General features: G+C 63.6%; 17 protein-coding genes. 5 read left to right on the top strand and 12 right to left on the bottom strand.

Features of this window, described 5'->3' with window-relative positions:
• Positions 1-62: 62 nt before the first annotated feature.
• Positions 63-3,644: an indolepyruvate ferredoxin oxidoreductase family protein gene (locus tag ACH2CW_RS14695; protein ID WP_395059429.1), complete on the bottom strand. Its 3,582-nt coding sequence runs from the start codon at positions 3,642-3,644 to the stop codon at positions 63-65.
• Between the two features lie 176 nt (positions 3,645-3,820).
• Here ACH2CW_RS14695 and ACH2CW_RS14690 point away from each other — a divergent pair, with 176 nt between their 5' ends.
• The 3 genes from ACH2CW_RS14690 (at position 3,821) to ACH2CW_RS14680 (ending at position 6,715) form a co-directional block, all read left to right on the top strand.
• The gene (locus tag ACH2CW_RS14690) at positions 3,821-4,309 is read left to right on the top strand and encodes an Lrp/AsnC family transcriptional regulator (RefSeq protein WP_395059427.1); all 489 of its coding nucleotides are present in this window, start codon (positions 3,821-3,823) and stop codon (positions 4,307-4,309) included.
• 173 nt (positions 4,310-4,482) lie between these two features.
• Positions 4,483-5,703, top strand: a complete 1,221-nt coding sequence (gene argE, locus ACH2CW_RS14685; protein ID WP_395059425.1) for an acetylornithine deacetylase — start codon at positions 4,483-4,485, stop codon at positions 5,701-5,703.
• Positions 5,704-5,731: 28 nt separating this feature from the next.
• Complete coding sequence (locus ACH2CW_RS14680) at positions 5,732-6,715, top strand: tripartite tricarboxylate transporter substrate-binding protein (RefSeq protein WP_395059423.1); 984 nt, start codon at positions 5,732-5,734, stop codon at positions 6,713-6,715.
• 19 nt (positions 6,716-6,734) lie between these two features.
• Here ACH2CW_RS14680 and ACH2CW_RS14675 read toward each other — a convergent pair whose 3' ends face one another.
• Positions 6,735-7,955, bottom strand: coding sequence for a murein transglycosylase A (locus ACH2CW_RS14675; RefSeq protein WP_395059421.1), 1,221 nt, complete (start codon positions 7,953-7,955; stop codon positions 6,735-6,737).
• On the opposite strand from ACH2CW_RS14675, the gene ACH2CW_RS14670 reads away from it, so the two are divergent.
• The gene (locus ACH2CW_RS14670; RefSeq protein ID WP_395059419.1) at positions 7,888-8,037 is read left to right on the top strand and encodes a hypothetical protein; all 150 of its coding nucleotides are present in this window, start codon (positions 7,888-7,890) and stop codon (positions 8,035-8,037) included. The genes ACH2CW_RS14675 and ACH2CW_RS14670 overlap by 68 nt on opposite strands.
• A 2-nt stretch (positions 8,038-8,039) precedes the next feature.
• Here ACH2CW_RS14670 and ACH2CW_RS14665 read toward each other — a convergent pair whose 3' ends face one another.
• The 4 genes from ACH2CW_RS14665 to ACH2CW_RS14650 are packed head-to-tail and all read right to left on the bottom strand — an operon-like array spanning position 8,040 to position 15,712.
• Positions 8,040-8,666 carry a response regulator transcription factor gene (locus tag ACH2CW_RS14665; RefSeq protein WP_395059417.1) on the bottom strand — a complete coding sequence of 209 codons (627 nt, stop codon included), beginning with the start codon at positions 8,664-8,666 and terminating at the stop codon, positions 8,040-8,042.
• 10 nt (positions 8,667-8,676) lie between these two features.
• Complete coding sequence (locus ACH2CW_RS14660; RefSeq protein WP_395059469.1) at positions 8,677-10,752, bottom strand: PAS domain S-box protein; 2,076 nt, start codon at positions 10,750-10,752, stop codon at positions 8,677-8,679.
• 5 nt (positions 10,753-10,757) lie between these two features.
• Entirely contained in the window at positions 10,758-11,564 is an 807-nt protein-coding gene (locus ACH2CW_RS14655) for a carbon-nitrogen hydrolase family protein (protein ID WP_395059415.1), read from the bottom strand.
• 2 nt (positions 11,565-11,566) lie between these two features.
• Complete coding sequence (locus tag ACH2CW_RS14650; protein WP_395059413.1) at positions 11,567-15,712, bottom strand: YhdP family protein; 4,146 nt, start codon at positions 15,710-15,712, stop codon at positions 11,567-11,569.
• A gap of 158 nt (positions 15,713-15,870) precedes the next feature.
• Here ACH2CW_RS14650 and glnE point away from each other — a divergent pair, with 158 nt between their 5' ends.
• Positions 15,871-18,723 carry a bifunctional [glutamate--ammonia ligase]-adenylyl-L-tyrosine phosphorylase/[glutamate--ammonia-ligase] adenylyltransferase gene (gene glnE / locus ACH2CW_RS14645; RefSeq protein WP_395059411.1) on the top strand — a complete coding sequence of 951 codons (2,853 nt, stop codon included), beginning with the start codon at positions 15,871-15,873 and terminating at the stop codon, positions 18,721-18,723.
• Between the two features lie 16 nt (positions 18,724-18,739).
• Here the strand turns inward: glnE and ACH2CW_RS14640 are convergent, their stop codons facing one another.
• The 6 genes from ACH2CW_RS14640 to ACH2CW_RS14615 form a co-directional block, all read right to left on the bottom strand.
• Positions 18,740-19,219, bottom strand: a complete 480-nt coding sequence (locus ACH2CW_RS14640) for a hypothetical protein (RefSeq protein ID WP_395059409.1) — start codon at positions 19,217-19,219, stop codon at positions 18,740-18,742.
• A gap of 1 nt (position 19,220) precedes the next feature.
• Positions 19,221-20,753, bottom strand: coding sequence for a TRAP transporter large permease subunit (locus ACH2CW_RS14635; protein ID WP_395059407.1), 1,533 nt, complete (start codon positions 20,751-20,753; stop codon positions 19,221-19,223).
• 70 nt (positions 20,754-20,823) lie between these two features.
• Positions 20,824-21,363 carry a TRAP transporter small permease subunit gene (locus tag ACH2CW_RS14630; RefSeq protein ID WP_395059405.1) on the bottom strand — a complete coding sequence of 180 codons (540 nt, stop codon included), beginning with the start codon at positions 21,361-21,363 and terminating at the stop codon, positions 20,824-20,826.
• A 127-nt stretch (positions 21,364-21,490) separates the two neighbouring features.
• Positions 21,491-22,228 (bottom strand): response regulator, encoded by a 738-nt coding sequence (locus tag ACH2CW_RS14625; RefSeq protein ID WP_395059403.1) that lies wholly within the window; start codon positions 22,226-22,228, stop codon positions 21,491-21,493.
• Positions 22,225-23,850 carry a DUF4118 domain-containing protein gene (locus ACH2CW_RS14620; RefSeq protein WP_395059401.1) on the bottom strand — a complete coding sequence of 542 codons (1,626 nt, stop codon included), beginning with the start codon at positions 23,848-23,850 and terminating at the stop codon, positions 22,225-22,227. The genes ACH2CW_RS14625 and ACH2CW_RS14620 overlap by 4 nt, the downstream gene beginning before the upstream one ends.
• A 14-nt stretch (positions 23,851-23,864) precedes the next feature.
• Positions 23,865-24,407, bottom strand: coding sequence for a PTS sugar transporter subunit IIA (locus tag ACH2CW_RS14615; protein WP_395059399.1), 543 nt, complete (start codon positions 24,405-24,407; stop codon positions 23,865-23,867).
• Between the last annotated feature and the right edge of the window lie 50 nt (positions 24,408-24,457).

Here is a 24,457-nt window from a genome sequence, read left to right as displayed (position 1 = left end):
ATCCGGCCATGCCAGCAGAAATCAGCGTTTTTTGGCGCAATGCCGAGCCACGGTTCGCCGGCTCAAGCGGCCAGTTGCTGCCCGTCGGACGCCGGCTGCCGGAACGCCGCCAGCGCCAGTGCCCATTGTTGCTGTGCCAGCACGACATTACGCGCCTTCACATGGCCATAACCCCTGATCAGCTCCGGGATGCGCGCCACTTCCACAGCCGCCGCATGATGACCGGCATCCAGGCTCTTGAGGATTTCTTCAATGCTGCCCTCGTACTGGGCAATCAGCGCACGCTCCATGCGGCGCTCGTCGGTCCGGCCGAACGGGTCGATCGCCGTGCCGCGCAGGCCCTTGAGTCGGGCCAGCACTTTGAATACACCGAGCATCCAGGGACCGAACTTCTGCTTTTGCAATTCGCCCTTGTCATTGCTTTTGGCGATCACGGGCGGGGCCAGGTGGTAATTGAGCTTGAAATCGCCTTCGAACATCGCGCCCACTTTGTCATGGAAGCTGCGGTCGGTGTGCAGGCGCGCGACCTCGTACTCGTCCTTGTAAGCCATCAGCTTGAACAGGTAGCGCGCCACCGCCTCGGTCAGTTGTGTCTTGCCCAGCGCCGACTCGGCCTGCTGAACCCGGTTCACCAAGCGTTCATAACGGTTGGCATAAGCGGCATTCTGGTAGTCCGTGAGGAAAACCACGCGGCGCGCCACCAGCGCGGCCAGGCCCTGGCGCGGCGCCGGCATGCTGATGACTTGCGCAGAGACAAACAGCTTTTCCACGGATGCCGGGTCGTGGGCGGCGCGACGCCCCCATTCGAACGCCGTCTTGTTGTTGTCCACGGCCACGGCGTTGAGCTCGATGGCACGCATCAGCGAGGCGTATTCCAGCGGAATCCAGCCCTTTTGCCAGGCGTAGCCCAGCATCATCGGGTTGGTGTAGATGCTGTCGCCCATCAGTTTCGTGGACGCCGCGTCGGCATTAAAGGCGCCAATACCATCCACGCCCACCGCCTTGACAATTTCAGCGGCGCAGGCCTCGGCCGGGTTCTGCCAGTTGGCGTTGTGCACAAAAGCCGCCGTCGGCGTGCTGTAGGAATTGAGGGCCACATGGGTGCGGCCCTCGCGCATGCGCAGCACGGTCTCCTTGCCGGCCGCCACGATCGGGTCGCAGCCGATGATCAGGTCGGCGCCGGCCATGCCGACGCGGGTGGTGCGGATGTCGTCCTGCGTCGCGCCTATCAGCACATGGCTCCAGGTCGCGCCGCCTTTTTGCGCCAGGCCGCCGGCATCCTGCGTGACGATGCCCTTGCCTTCGATGTGGCCGGCCATGCCCAGCAACTGACCGATGGTGATGACCCCGGTGCCGCCGACACCGGCGACCACGATGCCCCAGACCTTGCCGTCCACGCTTTTGGTGGCGGGGATGTGCGGTTCAGGCAGCGCGCCCATCTCGAAGGGAGAGGCGGCCTTGCCTTTGGCCTTTTTCTTGAGCTGGCCGCCTTCAACTGTCACGAAGCTTGGACAGAATCCCTTCAGACAAGACATGTCCTTGTTGCAGGTGGACTGGTTGATCTGGCGCTTGCGGCCGAATTCGGTTTCCAGCGGCTCCACGCTCAGGCAGTTGGACTGCACGCCGCAGTCGCCACAGCCTTCGCAGACCAGCTCGTTAATCACCACGCGCCTTGCCGGATCAACCAGGCTGCCGCGCTTGCGGCGGCGGCGCTTTTCGGTGGCGCAGGTCTGGTCATAAATGATGACAGTGGTGCCCTTGATTTCGCGGAACTGGCGCTGGATGGCGTCGAGTTCGTCACGATGCTGCACTGCGACGCCTTCCACCAGCGCCACGCCGTCATATTTTTCCGGCTCGTCGGTCACCACCACAATTTTCGCTGCGCCTTCGGCACGCATGGACTGGGCAATCTGCACCACCGAATGGCCTTCGGGGCGCTCGCCGACCTGCTGGCCGCCGGTCATGGCGACCGCGTCGTTGTAGAGGATCTTGTAGGTGATGTTGACACCCGCGGCAATCGACTGGCGCACCGCCAGCGAGCCGCTGTGGAAATAGGTGCCATCACCGAGGTTGGCAAAAATATGCTGGTCTGTGGTGAAAGGCTGCTGGCCGACCCAGGGCACACCCTCGCCGCCCATCTGGGTGAAGCCCGAGGTACTACGGTCCATCCACAAGGCCATGAAGTGGCAGCCGATGCCGGCCATGGCGCGTGAACCTTCGGGCACCTTGGTCGAGGTGTTGTGCGGACAGCCGGAACAAAACCAGGGCTGACGGTCAGCCTTGATCTCCAGCACCTGCAGCGAGCGCTCCTTGGCCTGCAGGATCGCGAGCTGCGCATCGAGGCGCGCCGTCATGTCGCCGTCCAGGCCCAGCTTTCGCACGCGCTGGGCGATCGCCTTGGCAATCAGTGAAGGTGACAGGTCGGCATTGGCGCGCAGCAGGGTGTTGGCCGCAGGATTCGGCATCGACCATTCGCCGCCGCTGAAATCGCCATCGACCTCATTGAACTTGCCGTAAATGTTGGGGCGCACGTCGGCGCGCCAGTTGTAGAGCTCTTCCTTGAGCTGGTATTCGATGACCTGGCGCTTTTCCTCGACCACCAGAATTTCGCGCAGGCCGGTCGCAAACTCACGCGTGCCTTGCGCTTCCAAAGGCCAGACCACACCCACCTTGTGCAAGCGGATGCCGAGCTGGCGGCAGGTGGCGTTGTCCAGCCCGAGGTCGATCAGGGCCTGGCGCGTGTCGTTGTAGGCCTTGCCGCTGGCGATGATGCCGAAGCGGTCATTCGGCCCTTCAATCACGTTGTAGTTGAGCCGGTTGGCGCGGATGTAGGCCAGCGCGGCATACCACTTGTAGTCGAACAGGCGCGCCTCCTGTTCCAGCGCGGCATCCGGCCAGCGGATGTGCACGCCGCCGGGCGGCATCTGGAAGTCGGTCGGCAGCTTGATCTGCACACGCTCGGGATCGATGATCGCGGTAGCGCTCGACTCAACAATCTCCTGGATGGTTTTCATACCGGCCCAGACGCCGGAAAAACGGCTCATCGCAAACGCGTGTACGCCCAGATCCAGGATTTCCTGCACATTGGCCGGAAAAAACACGGGCAAGCCACAGGCCTTGAAGATGTGGTCGCTCTGGTGTGCGGCGGTCGAGCTTTTCGCCACATGGTCATCGCCGGCCACCGCGATCACGCCACCGAACGGCGTGGTGCCGGCCATGTTGGCGTGTTTAAACACGTCAGAACAGCGGTCCACCCCCGGGCCCTTGCCGTACCAGATGCCAAACACACCATCGAACTTGTTGGTGCCGGGCGGCGAAAAACCGAGTTGCTGCGTGCCCCACAGCGCGGTGGCGGCCAGTTCTTCATTGACACCCGGCTGGAACACGATGTTCTGCGCCTTCAGGTAAGGCGCGGCTTTCATCAGTGCCTGGTCGTAACCGCCCAGCGGAGAGCCGCGGTAACCGCTGATAAATCCGGCGGTGTTTTTGCCTTGCAGGGCGTCGCGCTGCCGCTGCAGCATGGGCAGCTTGACGAGCGCCTGAACGCCGCTCATAAACGCCTGCCCAAAATCAAGCGAGTATTTGTCGTCCAAGGTCACCGTTTCGAGAGCCTTGCGTATATGTTCAGGCAGGGGGGCGTTCATCTTGTCTCCAGTCGTGGGGCTGAATTCGCCTCGTGGGCGGGGAAGAAGCTGACCACCCGGATAGGGTGGCGCCTCTATGTATGAGCAAAGTGTAGGCGCGATGAACAGATAAGTCTTTGCTTTTTATGCCCTGTTTCTTTGGCTAAGAGAAAGATTCTTGCTCATAATGACAGCTTATGGAAACACTCGACAAGTTTGACATCGCGATCCTGAACGAATTGCAAAGTGATGGGCGTCTTAGCAATGCCGAACTCAGCGCGCGCGTCGGCCTCAGCGCCGCGCCTTGCTGGCGGCGCGTGCGGACGCTGGAGGAAAGTGGCTTCATCAAGGGATACCGGGCCGAGATCGACCGCCACAAGATCGGCCTCGGCGTGCTGGCCTTTGTGCGGCTGGACGCCGACCGCAACACCGGCGACGCCACCAGCACGATGGAGGAAGCCATCCGCAAGCTGCCCGAAATCATTGCCTGCCACTACATCAGCGGCACCGGCACCTTCGAGCTGCAGGTGGTGGCGCAGGACCTGGACAGCTTTTCCCGCTTTGCACTGAAAAGCCTGTTGAATCTGCCGAACGTGAAGGACATGCACACCAGCTTCTCGTTGGGCGAGGTCAAGGCCAGCAGCGCGCTGCCGCTGGACCACCTCGCGGCCGGCAAGCGCAACTGACGAACAGCATGCCGGACTGTGGCGGAACGGCCATTTATGCATCAAATTGGCCTTCAACCCATGTCGGACATAGGTCAGTTGCTATATTATTCATAGCAGACAGGCTCTGCCCTACAATTTTGTGACATCGTCCTGACACGCCTTCATTTCAAGGCTCTTTGCAAAGGTTCCTCATGAACGCCCCCCTGCCCACCACCACCCTGCGCGCCGTGCAGGCCGCCGATCTGGCCGCGCTGCCACTGATTGAAAAATGGGTCTCGTTTGCCTCGGTCTCGCGCGACAGCAACCTGCCCATCATCGAATGGACACGTACGCTGCTCGAAGCTCAGGGCATTGAATGCCACCTGACATATGACGACAGCGGCAAAAAGGCCAATCTCTGGGCCACCCTGCCTGCCGCCGACGGTGAAACCAAAACCGGCGGCCTGGTGCTGTCGGGCCACACCGACGTGGTGCCGGTCGATGGCCAGCCCTGGGACACCGACCCCTTTGCCGCGCAGGTTGTCGGCGACCGGTTGTACGGCCGCGGCGTCACCGACATGAAAAGTTATGGCGCCACCGCACTGATGATGGTGCCGGAGCTGCTCAAACGCAAACTCAAACGTCCGGTGCACCTGGCCTTCAGCTACGACGAGGAGGTCGGCTGCATCGGCGTGCGCCGCCTGATCGCCGACATGGTCGAACGTGGCTACAAGCCGGCCGGCTGCATCGTCGGCGAGCCGACCGGTATGCAGGTGGTGATCGCCCACAAGGGCAAACATGCCTACAAAACCTCGGTGCGTGGCTTCGAGGCGCATTCCTCGCTGACCCCGCAGGGTGTCAACGCGGTCGAGATCGCTTGCGAATTTGTCACCAAACTCCGGTCCATGCACCGCCGCCTCGTCGCCGAAGGGCCGTTCGACCCGATCTACGACGTGCCGCACACCACGATCCACACCGGCGTGATCGCCGGCGGTACGGCACTCAACATCATCCCGCGCGACTGCGAGGTGACCTGGGAGATCCGCCACCACCACATGAACTCGCCGGAGCTGCTGTTCAATGAGGCGAAAGAGTTCGCCGACAGCCTTATCCCGGCCATGCAAGCGGTGGCGCCTGACACCGGCATCACGCACACACTGAATTCTGTGCTGCCCGGTTTTGCCACCGATGCCGACAGCGATATCGCGCGCCTGTGTTTCAAATGCGCCGGGGTGGATGCGTCATCCGGCGCCGGCAAGGTGTCGTTTGGCACGGAAGCTGCATTGTTCCACCAGGTCGGCGTGCCGACCATCGTCTGCGGACCCGGCCACATTGCGCAGGCCCACCAGCCCAATGAATGGGTCACGCTCGAACAACTGGCCTGGTGCGAGCGTTTCATGCGCCGGCTGGCCGACGAGATCTGCATTCACTGAAACCGTCACTACACCAAGGAAATATCCCATGATCAAACGTAGAACCCTGCTGGGCGCAGCCATCGCCACCGGACTGGCTGCCCTGGGCGGCGTGAGCGCCGTGCCCGCCTGGGCACAGGCCAGCGGCAAAACCGTGCGTGTCGTTGTGCCTTTCGCGGCCGGCGGTGTGCAGGACATCCTGGCGCGCGCCATGAACGGCGAGCTGGGCACAGCCTTGGGCCAGACCGTGATTGTGGAGAACCGGGCCGGTGCGGGCGGCACCATAGGCACCGGTTTTGTCGCCAAGTCGGAGCCGGACGGCAGCACCATGGTGATGGCCGCAGCCAGCCACAACATTGCCGGTTCGCTCTACACCAAGCTGGCTTACGACCCGCAAAAAGACTTTGCGCCGCTGGCCCACATCGGCACGGCCGGTTATGTGTTGATGATCCATCCCGACGTGCCCGCCAAAAACGTGGCCGAGTTCATCCGTTATGCCAAGGCCAACCCCGGCAAGATGAACTACGCCACCGCCGGCATGGGCAGCGCAACTCACCTGTCGATGGCCTACTTCAACGGCCTGGCCGGCATCGACCTGGTGCATGTGCCACTCAAGGCTACCGGCGAAGCCATCAATGAGGTGATCTCGGGCCGCGCCCACGCCGTGATTGCCGCCAGCATTGGTGCGCTGGCTTTTGCCAAGGACAGCCGCATCCGCCTGCTGGGCGTCACCTCGCCGCAGCGCAGCAAGTACCTGCCCGAGCTGCCGACCATTGCCGAAAGCGGCCTGCCTGGGTATGCCTTCGACTCCTGGTTTGGCCTGCTCGGCCCGGCCGCAACACCGCCAGCCGAAGCTGCACGCATCAACACCGCCATGGCCAGGCTGCTGAAAGACCCGGTGATTCTGGAACGGCTGGACAAGCAGGGCATCGAACCCAAGGCCATGAGCAATGCCGACTTCGGCAAGCTGCTGGCGGTGGACTACAAACGCATGGCCGACGTGGTCAAGGCCTCGGGCGCCAAGATCGAATAAGCCAGGCGGCGCGCCGGGCTCATTTGGGCCACAGCGCCCACAAACGCAGGGGCTGGTTGACCCGGCTGGCCAGCAGCCCGGCCTCGGGTCCCGTCCCCGCAAAATAGTCTGCGCGCACCGCCCCGACGATGGCGCTGCCGGTGTCCTGCGCCATCACCAGTTTTTGCAGGTCCAGCGACGCGCTGCGGGATGCGAGCCAGACCGGTGTGCCATAGGGAATACTCTCGCGGTCCACCGCGATGGAGCGCCCAGGCGTCAATGCCACACCTTCGGCACCGCGCGGTCCGTAAGAAGCATCCTGCTCACCGAGCGCCTCCTCGCGGAAAAAAATGTAGCGCGGGTTGCTCCACAGCAGTTGCGGGAGGCGCTGCGGATTTTGGGACACCCAGACCTTGGTGGACTCGGTCCACGGTGCTGTCATGCGACCCTGGCCCTGCTCCGCCAGCCATTGGGTGATGCTGCGAAACGGCTGCTCATTGGAGCCCGCAAATGCCACCCGCACCGTTCGCTGCGCGCCGTTGGGCTCCGTGATGGACAGGCGGCCAGACCCCTGGATATGCAGGGACATCGCGTCGATGGGGTCGGCGAGCCAGGCAATCTCCCGGCCACGCAGCGCGGCCTGCGCTTCCGGCAGGGTGTCGATTTCCTGCCGCGTGAACCACGGTTTGCGGGAGGCCAGCCCGGCAGGCGGCTGGTACAGCGGCACGGTATAGCCGTTGCCGCTCTGGCGGCTGGCCCTGAGTACCGGCTCGTAGTAACTGGTCAACAGGCCTTCCGCCTGGCCTTGCGGGCTTTCGACGCGGTAGGGCTGCAGCCGGTTCATCATCCAGGCGCGTTGCTCCTCGCCGCTGGCAATGCTCAGTCGCCGCACCTCGCCGCACAGGTTGGCAAACGCAGGCCGTGGACGCTCGCAGCTTTTCAGCCAGGCATTCCAGGCCTCGAACAGCGCATCGCTTTCAAAACCCGGTAACTCCGACCAGGGCACGGCCACCCAGCGGCTTTTTCCCTGGATTCTTGGCGGCGGCAAAGCGGTGCTGTCGCCGGGGCGCGGCGTATCCGCAACGGGCGGCGGCGCAGACGGTACCCGCGGGGACGGCGCGGTGGCGCAGGAAGCGAGCAGCCCCACGAAAGCGATAATGGCGGCGGCGTGTGTTGCCCGGGAAAAAACAGTCATGACCTTACTTTTACTTGAAGCCCTGGGGGCCTTGCTGATACTGGTGTTCATTGTCTGGTGGACCATGTTTTCCGGTCGCAAGAATGGTGAACTGAAGAAAGACGCCGAGCCCGAGACGACAAGCAACAAGCCCCGAGATCCGTCCTGATGCTATAAATTACGTAGCAAGTTAGCGAGCTCTACCGCCGACTTTACGCTCATTTTGTCAAAAACACGCGCACGGTGAACTTCCACCGTGCGCACGCTGATGTCGAGCTGGTCGGCGACCAGCTTGTTCGGCAAACCCTCCACCACCAGTCGCATCACATCACGCTCGCGTTCGGTCAGGCCGTCGAGACGCGCGCGCAGGCCGGTGTGCTCGCTGCGCTGGGCCAGCGCCGCCGCCGACTGCGCCAGCGCCTGCTCGATACGGTCCACCAGCACATTGTCAGAAAACGGCTTCTCGCAAAAGTCAAAGGCGCCGCGTTTAACCGCATCAACGGCGGTCGGCACATCGGCATGGCCGGTCAGAAAGATCACGGGCAGCGTGGGCAGCAGGCCGCAGGCAATCAATTTTTCAAACATCGCCAGACCACTCATACCGCTCATCCGCACGTCGAGCAGCACACACGAGGGCGAAGTGACCTGAAAAGCACTGGACAGACGCTCGTCGAAGGCCTCCGCGCTGTCGAAGGACTCACTGGGCAGGCGCCGCGAACGCAGCAGCCAGGCCAGGGCCTCGCGCACACTGGCATCGTCGTCGACGATGTAGACCGTGGCATTCTGGATCGGTTCCATGACAAGTCCTTTATGAGGCCCCGACCGTCAGGGCGGCCCGTTCAGGCGATTCGGCGATGCTGACCGCCACCGGCAGGGTGAAAGTAAAAATCGTACCTTGAGGCAAACCCGCCTCAAAACCCAGGAAGCCGCCGTGCTGCTCGATCACCGTGCGGCACAGGCTCAGGCCCAGCCCCATGCCTTCGGCCTTGGTGGTGAAAAACGGCGTGAACAGTTGCTTGGCCACCTTTTCCGAGATGCCCTCGCCATAGTCAATCACGGCGAACTCTACCCAGCGGTTCCAGGCGTTGGACGCGGCCGGCCTGACGCGCAAAGTCAGTACTTTTTCGGTACGGCTTCTTTTGTCCAGCCCCTGCATGGCCTGCATGCCATTGCGCGCCAGATTAAGCAGCACCTGTTCGACCATGGTCCGGTCGCACAGCACCGGTCCGCAACTCACGTCCACCTCGATGAGCACGCGCACGCCGAGCTTGCGCGCCTGCAGGCTGACCAGCGGCATCACCGCATCAAGCAGCGCGCGTGGTGCAATCGGTTCGCGCACCTGATCGCGGCGGCGCACGAAGTCATGCACACTTTTGATGACCTTGCCGGCCCGCTCGGCCTGCTCGGCAATGCGGCGCATGGCCAGTTGCAAGTCCTCGCTGCTGGAGGGCTGCTGCGCATCGGCGGCAGCGCTTTGCAACAGGTTCAGTGAGCCCGTGGCGTAGCTGGAAATCGCCGCCAGCGGCTGGTTCAACTCGTGGCTGAGCAGCGAGGCCATCTCGCCGACCGTGGCCAGGCGCGCCGTCGCCTGCAGACGGTCCTGGCTGGCGCGCGACAATTCCTCAATGCGTCGCTGCTCGCTGACATCGAGGATGGCGCTCATCCAGCCGGTCTGCTTGCCCACCGCGTTGATCAGCGGCGCCTCGATGATCAGCACCGGGAAACGCGAACCATCGCGTCGCATGAATACCGACTCGAAGCCTTCACGCGGCAAATGCGCGCCTATGGCCAGGCGGCTGGCCTGACGCTGCCCATATTCCTCAACCTGTTCGGGTGGCCAGTAGGGCGGGGGCATGTCCCGATTGAGCAACTCGCCGGCCTCCAGACCCACCATCTGGCAGAAAGCCGGATTCACATAGGTCACCCGCCCCTGCAGGTCGCGGGCGCGCATGCCGGTGACCAGCGAGTCCTCCATCGCCTTTCGAAAAGCCAGTGCGTCGGCCAGGTCGTGTTCCACCCTGAGCCGTCGCCGCATGTCGCGACCCAGCAAAGCCAGCACCGCCACCAGCGCCACCGACATGGCTGTGACAAGGGCGGTCAGCAGGTTGGGAAACAGGTCGGGTGTTCCGCGTCGACTCTCCAGCCGAAGAACCAGGGTGTTTCCTGGCAGGTCAAGCAGTTGCTGCGCTACATGCGCCTGGTTGCCGCGCGTTGGGTTGCCATACATCGCCAGCCGAGTGCCATCGGCTTCGGTGAAGGCCAGGCCCTGACCGCGCGCCACCTGCCGACCGACCATCTCCGACAGGATATCGGGCAGTGAGTAGGTCGCCACCAGGTAGCCCGCGAGTCGGCCGGCAGTCAGCACCGGGACACACATGTCCAGCACCTCCAGGCCCAGGCCGTCGGCCTGCGGCAGAAAATAGCTGATCGAATACGCCGGGCCGCTGAAACGCCGCGCGGCGGCGCAGGCAAAGCCGACATCGGTCTGCGTGCCGTCCCGGCCCAGGCGCTCGAACACCGAGGTCCGATAAGGGGTCTCGACGAAAGACAGCGAGCCCAGCGTCAGGTCGCGCCATTCCAGACGCATGATCTCGCGGTTCTCGTGCAGGAGTTCGGCCGCAGGGCTGCGCCAGGCCTGCGTGCTTGGGCTTTTGGCCTGCAGGGCCTGCAAACTCTGCACGTTGCGCGTCAGCTCCGCGCGAATGTCGGTGACCATCTGCGCTGCATCCTGCTCCAGCCGGCTTTGTACCTGACTGGCTTCATACCGGCCCGCGAGCCAGACCAGGGTGGACAACAAGCCGGCAAGCAAGGCAACCAGCAGGGTCCACAGCGCCCAGCGTCGGCTCCAGCGCCGGCCTGCGCGTCTGTTGAACACCTTTGACAGCGGGGTCACAGTACCCCGTGCTTCAGCGCGGGAAGCTGCACGCGTACGGCGCTCAGTCGCTCGGCCCGCAACTCGGCCATAATCACTGCCGGGCCCTGGTCGTGCTGCGCAAGTACTTGCCCCCAAGGATCGGCGATGAGGCTCTGACCCCAGGTGCGCCGCTGGTTCTCATGCACGCCGCCCTGGGCAGCCGCCACCACATACGCCAGGTTTTCAATCGCCCGCGCGCGCAGCAATGTTTCCCAATGCGCCTGTCCGGTGGTGTAGGTAAAGGCGCTGGGCACCAGCAGCAGATCGGCCTTCATTGCACGGTAGAGTTCCGGAAAACGCAGGTCATAACAGATGCTCAAGCCAACCCGGTAGCGATGGCCGTCGGTGGACGGCAGCTCAAACGTCACCGGCAGCGCGCCACGTTCGATGACACGCGACTCGTCGTAATGCTCCCGCCCATTGTCGAACATGAAAAGATGGATCTTGTCGTAACGCGCCACACAGTGACCCGTCGGTGCGTACACCAGTGCGCTGTTGCGGACATGCTGACTGTCGCTGGCGCGAAGTGGCACGGTGCCGCCGACAATCCAGAGCTTGAGCTCACGCGCCGACTGCGCCAGAAAATCCTGGATGGCGCCCTGACCGGGCGTTTCCTGGACAGCCAGTTTGTCACTGTCTTTCCAGCCCATCAGGCAAAAATATTCTGGCAACACCGCCAGCTCGGCCCCTTGCGCTGCCGCTTGTTCAAGCAGTTGCCTGGCCGCATCCAGGTTGGCCTGAACATGGGTGCCGGACACCATTTGAATCGCAGCGACATGCATGTTTATTTCTCTCCGGTGTCTTCGCTGGTCTTCGCGCCGACCACGGATTTGCGTTCCGTCCTGGTGATTTTCGGGTTGGTCCAGGTGCCGTCGATGTGGAACTCCTGGGTAGCCGCCTGCGTGAGCGGACGCCGCAGGAAATACTGCGCCAGAAAGGTGCCGATGCCTATCGCCGGGTTGATCACGGTCGCGATCAGCGAGGCCGTTCCCGCATTGATCTCCGGCACCACCACCACCGTGAGGTTCTGCGTTTCTTTTGCAATGTCGGCGGTCCCTTCCATCAACACGGCGGCATTGACGCCTTTCATCTGCAGGTTGTTGGTGAAGGCCAGGCCCTGGGTGATGCTGACATCGCCGCGCACAAAGTCAAACGAGAAGCCCTCAGAAAACACATCGCGAAAATCCAGCGTCAGGCGTCTCGGCAGGGCTTGCAGACTGAGCACGCCGAGCAGCTTGGCAATGCCCGGCTCGGCCTTGAGGAACTGGCCCGAGGCCACGTTCACATTGAACTGGCCGTTCAGGCTCGGATAATCCAGGCTCAGGGGTGAGCCGATCCAGGCGATCTGGCCTTCCAGCCGGCCCTTGCCGCGGCGGATGACATCGGCCATGCCGAATCGCCTGAGCAACTCGCCTGAATCATCGATATCCAGCCGGAAGTTCATCACCGTGCGGCGCCTTTCGACCGGCGCGCGGCCACGGGTCACCACGGCAGCCTGTTGCGCATTGACGGCCGCCCAGTTCCCGCTGGCCGTCAAGGTGGCCTCCGGCATGATGATGTTGAGTTTGTTGAGTCGCCACTCCCGCACACCGCCCTCGCGGGAGACCGTACCGGCTCCACGGTTGAGTGCCTCAATCTCTACCCGCCCGAGTTTTTTACCGCGCAGTTCCAGGTCTTCAACCACAATGTCGAGCGCCGGGATATTGGCAGGTTGCTCGTCCAGGATGGCCTCGACCTCGCTGGCGGTTCCCTGGCCCAGGCTCAAACGCGCCAGACGCCCATACAGCCGGCCCGCGCCGGCGCCGCCAGACTGGCGGAAATCGACATAACCGTTGAGTTCGGTCGCATCGATGTTGGCGCGCCACGTCAGGCCCTCGCGCGATCCGCCGAGCACCACGTTGTGCAGTGTGCGCCCCTGCAGCAGCAGTTCCCTGGCGCGTATCGCCATGCTGGTCGGCAGGTAGCTGAGCACGGCGCTGGCTGGCGTCAGGTCGCCAGAGACCGCTGTCCGACCCGTGTCGCTGGAGGCGTCCAGCACCTTCGCCCAGGCATCAATGTCCACGCGCGCCAGATTGATGTTGGCTGTGACCCCGCTGTCGGGCAGCGGCGCGCTTTCGCCGGCCTCCAGGCCGATGGCCATGGCGCCGCGCAGCACCCGTGCCTCGGCGCCGCTGATGTCACGCACATAGATGACCGATGCCAGTCTTCCCACGCTGAGCGACAACTGGTCCTGGGTCGGCGGGCCTGCGGCGCCGCTGGGTTCGCGCACGGCCGTGTTGTCAAAGCGCAGCGGCAGCAGGCTCTCGGCGCTTTTTGTCAGGGGCGCCGGCAGACTCAGGGCCATGCCTTGCAGGTTGCTGGCCACGCTGATCTCGGTCATGCCTTTCCTGAACCCCAGACTGGCGGAGTAGGCTGTCGCGCCGCTGGCATAGGCACCCAGGCGCGCGGCCAGGCCGAGCTCCCTGGCCTGGCGCAAGCCCTCGGCGCTGAGCGTGCCCTGCACGCGAATCACCACGGCAGCGTCCGGGAATTCCTGGATGCCGGCCACGGCACGCGCTGCGCCGGATGGCGCGCCACGGGTGCCGCCTTCCAGCCGAATGTCCCCACCCAGCATGCGCGCCTGGCCCCCGGAAATCGCAAACCCGCTTTCGCTGAAGCTGACCAGCCCCTTGAGCCGCGTCAATTGCGGCGTGTCGGGCGTGAACTGGACATCGTTGCCTGGCAGGCTGACCGTCCCCTGCACACGCGTGTTGTCCAGCTTGGCGAGCGGCAGGGTCAGCTGGATTTTGTAGTCGGCGGCGCCGCTCGCCACGGTTTTGCTCAAGGCCTTGCCCGTCATTTCGGCCAGCGGCGAAGCATTGACGAAGCCCAGGGCGTCAGCAAGCGGGCCCTTGATCTCCGCGTTGACCTGCACGGCGGCTGAATGCATCAAATCAGCAATACGCGCGTCGGACTTGATGATTTGCAGACCGGGCAGACCCGCCACCCGTCCGGTGGCGCCATTGACCTGCAGCGACGCGCGGTCAAACACCAGCTCGCCGGCCAGGTCACTCAAGGCCGGCCAGGCGCTGCTTTCACGCGGCTGAATGGACTTCGGTACATACGCGAAGGCCGCATTGGCGACTTTGGCGGACACCCGAAATTCACCGAGTTTCGGGTCGGCAAATGGCAAGTCGTTCAAGTTGCCTTTGACTTTGAACCGGACATTCGTGAGCGCTCCCGCCAACACGGCATCACGCACATAGTGACGAACCTCGTCCGGCAAGACCAGCGGCAGGTAACGATGCACCTTGCTGGCATCACCGCGACTGAGAGCGCCCTGCAGATCGAGCACGCCGGGGAAGCGGTGGTCGCGCCCGGCGCCTGCCACGCCAGCCGCAGCCACATCGGCCGTCTGCCAGCCTGCTTGCGCCGTGCCCTGGGCATCGGCATTGGCAAACACCATGTTGCGCAGTTGAACGTCGATCTTCGAACCGGCCAGCTTCCACTGGGCATCGGTGGAGAACTGCTCGAACAACAGGCGGGGATTCTCAAAAATGCCGGGCAGGTCCAGCTCGCCGTTGTTGATCCTGACCTTGGCCTGCCCGCCCTGCTGGGTCAGGTCAAAGTCAACCAGCGCGCCGCGCACACCAGGCCGCCCGATAGACGCCTGGCTGCCCGGTCCTCCCGCGCCGGGGGGCGCCGCCCGCGACGCCAGCGCCAGCCCGGCCACGCGACCTTTGGCCGCATAGGCAGTGGGTGCATCGAGCGCACCCTGCCAGTTCGCTTCGAGCGTTTCCACCAGTCCTTTGGGCGCCAGCGCAGCGATCAGTCTGTGGGTGGCGAGGCCCAGTGGCAGCCGGTTGGCAATCAAGGCCAGCGCCGCGAGGTCCAGTTTGTTTGCCTTGACTTCACCGCGCGCTGGCAACTTGCCTTCGGCGCCGGTATAGACGATCGCGGCGTTGCCGCCCGGCCACTGCAGCCCGTCGCGGGTACGGAACTGCAGGTTTTCCGTGGCCACATCAAAACCATTGGCCAGATGCCTGCCCCCGATACGGCCAGTCACAGCCTGCAGTGCCAGCGGCTCCAGCGCCCGACCCAGCGTCGCATCAACTTCCAGCAAGGCCAGGTCTGCGGTGCCCCCGGTGAACTGACCGTCCTGCACGTCCATCCAGGCGCGCAAGGCGCCGGAACCGGCCTTCACATCAATGCCGAGGCGGTCCATGCTGACGTAACGTTTGACCTCGGAGGCATCAACGCGGCTGAATTCGGCATAAAGCTGACCGGCCCATCGCTGCCACTGCCCGGCACCGCCGGACAAAAACGGTTCGCGGAACACCCCGCGCAAACTGAAGCGCTCGCCCCAGGCTGGCGGCGGCGTTGCATCCAGACGCATCAGGTGGCGCTTGCCTGGGTTGCGCGAAGTCCAGTCGACCTCGGTGAGGGCCAGCACCGGCGCCTGCCGCAACTCGTCACTCCAGCGCACCGTGCCGCCGCGGATCACAAATTCTGTCTGGGAAAAAAACCAGTCAGCGCCGGCCTTGCCATCCCTGCGCTTGTGCAGGACATCCAGGCCGGCGACGTATATCTTTCCGTCCGCAGTCCGCCGGACGTCCAGCTCGGGCTGGTCAATGTAAATCTGCTCAAACCCCAGCCGCCACAGGGACGAAGGCGAGACGGCAGCGAGTACGCGCGGCAAGCTCAGCGCCGCCCGCCCCTGGCTATCGAGCAGGGTGACGTCGCGCAGCTCGAAGGAGGGGATCAGGCCGCCCGAACGGGCTGTGATCTGGCCGATACGCACCGGCACCCCCAGTGCCTCGGTGGCCGCCGTTTCCAGGCGCGGGCGGAAGTCGGCGATTCGCGGCACAATCCAGCCGTGGAGCACGGCCCAGGCCGCACCGAACAGGACCCAGAAAGCCAGTGCCAGCCCCAGCGCCAGGCGTGCGGCCATGGCGGCAATTTTCAGACGTCGGGTGGGAAGCACGGACGGGGAGGGGGTCGATTGATCCATTGACATGAGAATTATGACCTTCAGCGCCCGCATCCGTTCCACGCCCCACAGGGAAGTTTTTGTTAGCTAGTGTGATGCCTGCCCCCTCAACTTCCCTCATGGCCGCATCGGACCACTCCCGTTTTGTCCAGCGCATACGCCGGCGTTATGCCAGCCAGCTGGCATTGCTGCCGGCCGGTGCGCCGGTGCGCGCCACCATGCAGGCCGCCTACGAAGCCCTGCAGCCCCTTGAAGCCGATACCGGGGTTCGGCTGCGCATTCTGCGTCAGCTTGTGCTGGAACGGCTGGTGGTGCTGGACTGTGATATCGCCCCCGCGCTCCCCACTTCGTGTGGTTCGCTGCCCCCCGAGGGGGCGCATTTTCCTAGGGGCGGCCCGTCGGAAAATCAGACCCCCACGCTCCCCACTTCGCGGGGTTCGCTGCCCCCCGAGGGGGCGGGCGTTCCGTTGGCGGTGGTGACACGCGCCATGACCGAGCTCGCCGAACTCGCGCTCGATATCGCCATCTGCGAATCGCGCCCGGCGCTGGACGCGCTGTATGGCCCGCCGCAGGCCCCGGCATCGGAAGGTGCGCCAGCGGAGCGCGCGCAGCTCTGGGTGATCGGCATGGGCAAACTCGGTGCGCGCGAACTCAATGTCTCCAGCGACATCGACCTGATTTATGTCTACGACCATGATGGCGAGACGGCCGGCCGCGAGGACGGCCGGGGCGTCATCTCCAACCACGAATATTTTGCGCAGCAGGTCAAGGCCATCCACACCCTGATCGGCGATACCACGGAGCACGGCTTTGTGTTCCGGGTGGACCTGGCGCTGCGGCCCAACGGCAACTCAGGGCCGGCGGCGGTCTCGCTCAATGCGCTGGAGGAATATTTCCAGGCCCAGGGTCGCGAGTGGGAGCGCTTTGCGTGGCTCAAGAGCCGCGTGGTGGCGCCGCTGGAATGTATACAAAGCGGCTCGGCCCAGGCCTTGCGCGGATCGGTGCTGCCCTTTGTGTTCCGGCGTTACCTCGACTACAACGTGTTCGACGCGCTGCGCGTGTTACACCGGCAGATCCGCGAACACGCGGCCAAACGCGCCGCCGGCCACCCCGAGCGCGCCAACGACGTCAAGATGTCGCGCGGCGGCATTCGCGAGATCGAATTCACGGTGCAATTGCTTCAGGTCGTGCGCGGTGGGCAGTTCCCCGAACTGCGTACCCGCCCCACCCTTGATGCGCTGCAACGCGTGGCCAGCGCCGGGCTGATGGCACAAACCACCGCCGATGCCCTGGCACGCGCCTACGACTTCCTGCGCCGGGTCGAACACCGTATCCAGTACCTGGACGACCAGCAAACCCATGTACTGCCAACGCGCGACGATGACCTGGCCTGGATCGCGCAGACCATGGGCTACAGCAGTTGCTGCCCGTTTTTGAGCGAGCTCGACGCGCACCGCGAGCTGGTCGCCCAGGAATTCGACACCCTGCTGGGCCAGAAAACCGACTGCAAGGGTTGCGGCAAATCGGCACCGGTCGCGCCGCAGGATCTTGATGAACTGCTCGAAAAGCTGGCAGGCCAGTGGCCCGACAATTTTCGCGCGCGACTGGAGCTGTGGCGCGGGCACCCGCGCGTGCTTGGCCTGCGCGAGGACGCGCGCGCGCGCCTGACACGCCTGGTGCAACGCACCGCACAGTGGCTGGTTGAAGGCAAGGCCGGCGAAGAAGCCGCAGTGCGCATCATCGACTGGATCGAGCCGCTGCTGCGCCGCGAAAGTTACCTGGCGCTGCTGCTGGAACGCCCAGCCGTGCATGAGCGCCTGCTGCGCCTGCTGGGCGCCGCCAAATGGCCTGCGCGTTATCTGCTGCAGCATCCGGGCGTGATCGACGAACTGGCCAGCGATGCGATGCTGCATGAGCGTTTTGATGCCACTGTCTTCACCCAGGAACTGCAGCAACGCCTGGCCGCCTTGCGCCGCACGGGCGAGGACGACGAGGAAAGCTGCCTGAACCTGCTTCGCCGCGCCCACCATGCCGAAGTGTTCCGTACACTGGCGCGCGATGTCGAGGGCCAGTTGACGGTGGAGCAGGTGGCCGACGATTTGAGTGCACTGGCTGAGACCGTGCTCAAGGTCACCACAGACTGGTGCTGGCAGCGCCTGAAAAACCGGCATCGCGAGACGCCGCAATTTGCCATCATTGCCTACGGCAAGCTCGGCGGCAAGGAGCTCGGTTACGGCAGCGACCTGGACATCGTGTTTGTTTTTGAGGACGACGACGAGCAGGCCTCCGAGGTGTATGCCGCCTTTGTGCGCAAGCTGATCAACTGGCTGACCATCAAGACCGCCGAGGGCGACCTGTTCGAGATCGACACGGCACTGCGGCCCAACGGCAACTCGGGCCTGCTGGTCACCAACTTTGCGGCCTATGCCAGGTACCAGCAGCAGCGCGGCAGCAACACCGCCTGGACCTGGGAACACCAGGCCATGACCCGGGCGCGTTTTGTACTGGGCGATGTCTCACTGGGCCGGCGCTTCGACGAGGTTCGGCTCGCCGTGATCAGCGCAGCCCGCGAAACCCGCGCGCTGGCCCGCGAAATTGTTGCGATGCGCGAGAAGGTGCGCTTGGCGCACCCGATCAAAGGCGAAAAGACGGGAGAAAAATTTGACGTCAAGCACAGCCCCGGTGGCATGGTGGACGCGGAGTTTGTGGTGCAGTTCCTGGTGCTGTCGCAGTCCGGCAGGCATCCGGAACTGATTGACAACGTCGGCAACATCGCACTGCTGCAGCGCGCCGAGGCGGCTGGCCTGCTGGCGCCCGGCGTCGGCCAGGCGGGAGCGCATGCCTACCGCGAACTGCGACGGGTGCAGCACCAGGCAAGGCTCAATGAGGAGCCGACCCAGGTCCGGCCACCGGCGCTGCGCGCCGAGCGCGACGCCATTCTGGCCGTGTGGCGCGCTGTGTTCGGTGCCTGAGCCGCTGCAGATTTTTCTACTTGTCCGCCCGCGCCGGTTCCACCGCAACGCTCCCAAGTCCCAGACTCAGGTGAGCAAAACACTGCAATACCTGCGGATCGGCCGCATGAAACACGAACAGCCCACGCCCGCGCGCACGAACCATCAGCCGCGGCGCAATCAACCACTGCAAATAGGGCACATAAAAGAATTTGGCCTGGGTGATATCGGCCAGCGCCACTTGTTTCGGCCACAGCCAGGTCTGGCGAATGCTGTCTGCATCAATGGACGTTCGGCTGCGCAAGATCCAGTAGTAACAAAGTCCGATCACACACAGGGTCACGCCCATGAACACGGCGGCAGCGGTGGACCACCCGGCGCCTGTCATCTGGTCGAACGCCTGCACACCCCAGAATGCCAACGCCGCGATCAGCAAGCTGGCGAGCACCTTGACCGTCAGGGGAAAAGCCGCCCCTTCCGCGACGTCCTTGCTCTGCAGCAGCTGGTTTGCGCACATGTTATTTTGGAGCGCCGCCGGGCGCCGACGCGGGGGCTGCGGCGCCGGGGCTGTCGGCGTTCCTGAAAAGTTCATCGACGGCTTTCTGCTCGTCCTCGGCGGTCGCATTGTTTTCTTCCTCGACCGGCATCTCAATTTGTACCTTGTCGGTGTCAATGCTCTCCTTCTTGTCCAGGAACACGGTCACGGTCTGAGGCACAAAAATCACAACCACCACCAGCACCAATTGCAGCAACACCCAAGGAATGGCGCCAAGATAAATGTCTTTGGACTCCACCTTGACCGGAATCGCACCGGCCTTGAACAAGGTGTCCGAAATGCCTCGCAAATAAAACAGGGCGAAGCCAAACGGCGGGTGCATGAAGCTGGTTTGCATATTGACGCAAATCAGCACACCGAACCAGATCATGTTGATGCCCATCTTCTCGGCGACCGGCCCCAGCATCGGCAAGATGATGAAGGCGATCTCAAAGAAGTCGAGGAAAAAGGCCAGGAAGAAAATGAAGATGTTGACAGCAATCAGGAACCCGGTCTGCCCGCCCGGCAGTCCGGTCAGCATGTGCTCAACCCAGACGGCGCCATCGACCCCCTGAAACACCAGCGAAAATACCCGTGAACCGATCAGGATAAACACCACCATCGCCGTGATGCGCATGGTGCCAGTCATGCCTTCCTTGATCATGGGCCACGACAGGCGGCGGTGAAGCGCCGCGAGGAGAAAGGCCCCCACCGCACCCATGGCGCCGGCTTCGGTAGGCGTTGCAATCGCAGTGTTGATGCCAGGCAAGCCGCCCATGCTGCCGAGCACCGCAAAAATCAGAACGGCCGACGGGATGATTCCTCGCAGACATTTTTTCCACAAGGCCCAACCGTCCAGCGTCCGCGCAGAAGCCGGTACGCCGGGAAGGTAGGCGGGTCGAAGGCGCGTCAAACAAAAGGTATACAGGGCAAAAATCAACACTTGCAGAATGGAAGGTCCCCAAGCGCCCTTGTACATGTCGCCGACGGGTTGTCCCAGCTGATCGGCCATGACCACCAGCACCAGCGAAGGTGGCACCAACTGGGTGATGGTTCCCGAGGCGGCCAGCACGCCCGTGGCATAACGCATGTTGTAGCCATAACGCATCATCACCGGCAGCGAGATCATCGCCATCGCAATCACCTGTCCGGCCACGGTTCCGGTTATGGCCCCGAGGATAAAGCCGACGATGATGACTGAATAACCCAGGCCGCCACGCGCGGGGCCAAATAGCTGGCCCATCGAATCGAGCATGTCTTCAGCCAGACCGCACTTCTCGAGGATGGAGCCCATCAGCGTGAAAAATGGAATCGCAAGCAGCAGCTCGTTGGACAGGATGCCAAACACATTGAAAGGAAGGTTGGCCATGAAGGCCGCAGGGAACCATCCCATTTCAATGGCAATGAAGCCGCACAACAGGCCCAGGGCCGAAAGCGAAAACGCCACTGGGAAACCGATCAGCATGACGAGAATCAGCCCGCCAAACATCAAGGGCGCAAAGTCCTGCATGTTCATGCCGTCCTCCCTTCCTGCAGGGTGACGCAGGCCGCCGCTCGGCGCGGGAAACGTGGCTCAGCGAGGAAAGTCATTGAAGAGGCCTCTCGTAGTGGAGGTCCATCTCATGCACATGCATGAGCCAGCCAACGCGCTTGACGATCTCGGACAGGCCCTGCAACATGACCAGTGCAAAGCCCAGCGGCATCATCAAAATGACCGGCCAGCGCATCAGTCCGCCGGCGTTGTTGGACATTTCCTGCGAGACAAAGGTACGCACAAACAGGGGCGCAGAGTAATAGATCATCAAGGCCATCACCGGCAGCAGAAAAAACACCAGGCCGAACAGGTCGATCCAGACCTGCCCACGGCTGGGGAACTGCCCGTAGATCACGTCGACCCGCACATGCTCATTCACGCGCAGCACCTGGGCAGCACCCAGCATCACACACGCAGCAAACAGGTACCACTGGATCTCGAGCCAGGCGTTGGAGCTGAGGTCGAAGCTGTAGCGCAGGATGGCATTGCCAGCACTGATCACGCATGCAAGGATGACCGCCCACTTGGCTATCGTGGCAAAACGGTCATTGACCCAGTCGATCAGATGGGCGAGGAAAAGAAGCGTCTTCAATGCGGGAACCTCCAGAGCCTGTCGGGAAAGGGCTGCTGAACTCTAGCGACGAGCATGTAAAGAGCTTATAAAAAATCCCTCCCGGCCCTGACGGGGAGCTGACAGCCGGAAAGCAGCTGGGGGGAGGTCAGGCAAACGTGCCGGGTTCGGGCACCGCATCAGCCAAAGGCACCAGCAGTCGGTAACCCACGCTGGTTTCGGTCAACAACAACACCGGTCGGGCTGGCTGCGGCTCCAGTTTCTGGCGCAACTGGCGGATATAAATGCGCAAGTAGTGGCCCTGCTCGGCATGGCCGGGACCCCACACCTCCTGAAGCAGCTGGCGCGACGTGACAACCCGGTCGGCCCGTTTTGCCAGCGCTGCCAGCAAACGCCATTCGGTGGCCGTCAGGCGCACCACCTGGCCGGCACGAAGAACCGTTCGGGTTTCCAGATCAATCCGCACATCTCCCAGATTCAGAGTCGATTTTCCCGCCTGGGTGGTCTGGGCCGCATGGCGCAGCGCAACCCTGAGGCGTGCATGCAATTCATCAACACCAAATGGTTTGCTCAGGTAGTCATCGGCCCCTGCGTCGAGAGCGTCCACCTTGTGCCGCTCCTGAGAGCGCGCCGACAACACGATGATGGGTCGCTGTGTCCAGCCGCGCAGTTGCCGGATCAACTCGACGCCGTCACGGTCGGGAAGCCCCAGATCGATCAGAAAAACATCAATTCGCCGATTGCCCGCGAGTATCTCTCCCTCCTGCGCGGTCGCAGCCGCAAACACCTCGTACCCTTCTGCCTCCAATGTGGTGACCAGGAAACGCCGGATCGGCTCCTCGTCCTCGACCAGCAGGACCCGCATCACCAGTGCGCCCGCGGTCATCCGATGACCTCGTCCGGCGGCAGGCCCTGATGGGCCGGCTGCGGCAGGCAAAGGGCAAACCGGGCACCGTTGTGGTTGACGCCCTCAATGCTGCCCTGGTGCAGGCGAGCCACCGCCGCACAAATGGCCAAACCCAGACCGGTGCCGGCGCCGGCAGGCTCGGGCCGGCCGCGGTAGAACTTTTTGAAAACATCCCGCTCGTGGCCCACCGGCAAGCCAGGCCCGTTGTCGGACACGGTGAGTTGCCAGTGGTCAGCCATCACCTCCACCTCGACCACGATGGTGCTGCCGACCGGGGTGTAACGCACCGCATTGTCCAGCAGGTTGCTCATGGCCTGCACCAGCAGGCGCGGATCACACCAGACCACCGCGTCCGGGCCAACCCTCGTTTGCAACCTGTGGGTCAGCAGCCGGTCGCCGACAGTTTTTCTGGCTTCTTCTATCAACTCGTCGGCGGGGCACCACTCATAGGCAGGCTGGACACCGCCTTCCTCCATGCGGGTCAGGTCAAGCAGGTCACTGACCAGGGCATGCATGCGCCGCGCCTCATCGAGGATGGACTGCGTCAGTGCACACCGCTTGTTGTTGTCGAGCAGGCGGTCCTGCCGCAGCAGACTGGTCGCGGCACCCACAATCGTCGTCAGCGGCGTGCGGAAATCATGCGAGATGCCGGACAGCAAGGTGCTGCGAAGGCGTTCGGTTTCAACCTCGACCGCAGCCTCAGCACTCTTGCGCTCGAAAACCGAGCGCTCCAGGGCCAACGCAGCCTGGTTGGCAAAGGCCTTGAGGAGGTCGGACTGGTGGGGGGCGTGAAAGCGGCCCGGCTGGCAATGGATGGCCAAAACGCCGAGCGAACGGCTGACACCACGCAGCGGGATGTAAAACGTGTCCGACAGGGCCGTTCCCTCCCACCCGGCACCCTTGGAATGAGGGTCCTGGTCCATCGCCGCTTGAGCCAGCGCCAGCGGCGAATGCAGGTCTGGTGCCGGGCCCGGCAATGCCGTTCCCGCCTGCAGACAAAACCCGGCAGGGTCGCAAAGTTGGCCTCCGGCGTCGGGAAGCAGCAGGGCACTCGACGCGCCGAAAGTGGAGCGCACCGCCACCTGCAAACCGGCGGCCACCGCTTCCGGTGAACGCGCAATCGCGAGCTGGCGGGCGAGCTCATTGAGGGCATGTTCCCTTCCGGCCCGTTCTTCGGCGACCAGCGCCTGATCGCGTGCGTGCGCGACAAGACGGCTGATCAACAGCCCGACCAGCAGCATCACCGCCATGGTGAAGACATGCTGCGTATTGGTCGGGTTCAAGGACCAGCGCGGCGGAACGAAGATCAGATCAAACAGGAACACACTGGACAACACGGCGACGACCGAAGCCGACTGACCGAAACGCAGGGCCGCGTAAACCACGCCGGCCAGATACACCATGATCAGATTGGCCAGATCAAAATATGGCGTCATCAGCGCGCAAATGCCGGTGCAGGCGAACACCACCGCGAGCGCATAGGCCCATCCATGTCTTTGCACCGGGCTGGCCCCGAGCAGCAGCGGGTGCAGCAGCAGTCGGCGTGGCGCTTTCTGTCCCGCCTCGCGCGGCGCCGCGTCAACAATGCGATGGACAGACATGGGCAATCGGGTGGTCAGGGACTGACGTTCGATTGTTGCACGCGCATGGGTACGGTGGACGCCGCCGTGGGCTCCGTCGCCACAGGGCTGCGGTAATGCGGCCACTGTTCAAACAGTTGCCAGACACCGAGTGCATCGCCACAAGCCGCCAGCGCCTGGCGGAAGTCCCGGTCACCCAGCAGGTGCCGAGCGTCGCCAAGCAGGGCGAAGTGGTACGGAACCGCCGGTTTGGGGACAAGAATGCCCAGCATGTCGAACACGGGTCGACCATCCGGCGCATTAAAAGCCAGCGGCGCGCTGGAGCGCAAGAACGCCGCCACCGGTCGCCGCAGCCCGGTCACCTGCGCATGAGGAATGGCCACCCCGTAACCCAGCGCAGTGCTGCTGTGGCGCTCGCGCCCCAGCAAGCGCCGGGCGATCTCGGCCGACTGGGGCCCGCCGGGCTCGCGTGCCAGCTGCCCAAGGACTTCGAATGCCTGCTGCATGGCGGTCACCGATGCGCCCAACAACACACGCTCCGATGACAGAACGTCCTTCAAGCGCAGAGTCTGGATCATTACCCGATTAAACCGCCCAGGGTATAAACGCACCGTAAAACTTGGTCCCA

The sequence above is a fragment of the Polaromonas sp. genome (assembly GCF_043778355.1).
Taxonomy (GTDB): domain Bacteria; phylum Pseudomonadota; class Gammaproteobacteria; order Burkholderiales; family Burkholderiaceae_C; genus Polaromonas.
The sequence above is the reverse complement of the archived record's forward strand: the minus strand, read 5'-3'. Positions and strand labels throughout refer to the sequence as shown.

Coding starts and splice junctions, on each gene's coding strand:
- ACH2CW_RS14695 (WP_395059429.1), bottom strand. CDS start 3,644: ATGAACGCCCCCCTGCCTGAACATATACGCAAGGCTCTCGAAACGGTG.
- ACH2CW_RS14690 (WP_395059427.1), top strand. CDS start 3,821: ATGGAAACACTCGACAAGTTTGACATCGCGATCCTGAACGAATTGCAA.
- argE (WP_395059425.1), top strand. CDS start 4,483: ATGAACGCCCCCCTGCCCACCACCACCCTGCGCGCCGTGCAGGCCGCC.
- ACH2CW_RS14680 (WP_395059423.1), top strand. CDS start 5,732: ATGATCAAACGTAGAACCCTGCTGGGCGCAGCCATCGCCACCGGACTG.
- ACH2CW_RS14670 (WP_395059419.1), top strand. CDS start 7,888: ATGACCTTACTTTTACTTGAAGCCCTGGGGGCCTTGCTGATACTGGTG.
- ACH2CW_RS14675 (WP_395059421.1), bottom strand. CDS start 7,955: ATGGTCCACCAGACAATGAACACCAGTATCAGCAAGGCCCCCAGGGCT.
- ACH2CW_RS14665 (WP_395059417.1), bottom strand. CDS start 8,666: ATGGAACCGATCCAGAATGCCACGGTCTACATCGTCGACGACGATGCC.
- ACH2CW_RS14655 (WP_395059415.1), bottom strand. CDS start 11,564: ATGCATGTCGCTGCGATTCAAATGGTGTCCGGCACCCATGTTCAGGCC.
- ACH2CW_RS14650 (WP_395059413.1), bottom strand. CDS start 15,712: ATGGCCGCACGCCTGGCGCTGGGGCTGGCACTGGCTTTCTGGGTCCTG.
- glnE (WP_395059411.1), top strand. CDS start 15,871: ATGGCCGCATCGGACCACTCCCGTTTTGTCCAGCGCATACGCCGGCGT.
- ACH2CW_RS14640 (WP_395059409.1), bottom strand. CDS start 19,219: ATGTGCGCAAACCAGCTGCTGCAGAGCAAGGACGTCGCGGAAGGGGCG.
- ACH2CW_RS14635 (WP_395059407.1), bottom strand. CDS start 20,753: ATGAACATGCAGGACTTTGCGCCCTTGATGTTTGGCGGGCTGATTCTC.
- ACH2CW_RS14625 (WP_395059403.1), bottom strand. CDS start 22,228: ATGACCGCGGGCGCACTGGTGATGCGGGTCCTGCTGGTCGAGGACGAG.
- ACH2CW_RS14620 (WP_395059401.1), bottom strand. CDS start 23,850: ATGTCTGTCCATCGCATTGTTGACGCGGCGCCGCGCGAGGCGGGACAG.
- ACH2CW_RS14615 (WP_395059399.1), bottom strand. CDS start 24,407: ATGATCCAGACTCTGCGCTTGAAGGACGTTCTGTCATCGGAGCGTGTG.